The sequence below is a fragment of the Ferrovum myxofaciens genome (assembly GCF_000735045.1).
Taxonomy (GTDB): domain Bacteria; phylum Pseudomonadota; class Gammaproteobacteria; order Burkholderiales; family Ferrovaceae; genus Ferrovum; species Ferrovum myxofaciens.
In genome coordinates, this window is the sequence record NZ_JPOQ01000216.1 from 1 (window position 1) to 350 (window position 350).

Consider the following 350-nt stretch of genomic DNA (forward strand, 5'->3'; position numbering starts at 1 on the left):
CCGCATTACAATTATAATGCTGTGCACAGCATTATAATTGGCTGGTGAGAATGGTGGCACGGGTAGCCGAACGGTCATCAATGATTTCCAGCAAATCCGAACGAGTGGCACTGTCAATGGCTCCCATTCCCCAATCGTCCAATACCAGTACATCTGTTTTGGCAAGTTGCATCAACTACTTCACAAAGGTGCCGCTGCCATGCATGACACGCAGTTCTTCCTGCAGGCGTGGGACCCTCAGATAAGTGGCAGAGAATCCACGCCGACAAGCATACTGGGCCAGTGCACAAGCCAACCAGGATTTACCTGACCCGGTGGCCCCGGTGATCAAAATGCTATGACCGGAACTC

At 51.7% G+C, this 350-nt stretch carries 1 pseudogene; it reads right to left on the reverse strand.

From position 1 onward, the window contains the following. Positions 1 to 34: 34 nt before the first annotated feature. Positions 35 to 350: pseudogene (locus IV91_RS16060) on the reverse strand (ATP-binding protein); the annotation flags it as partial.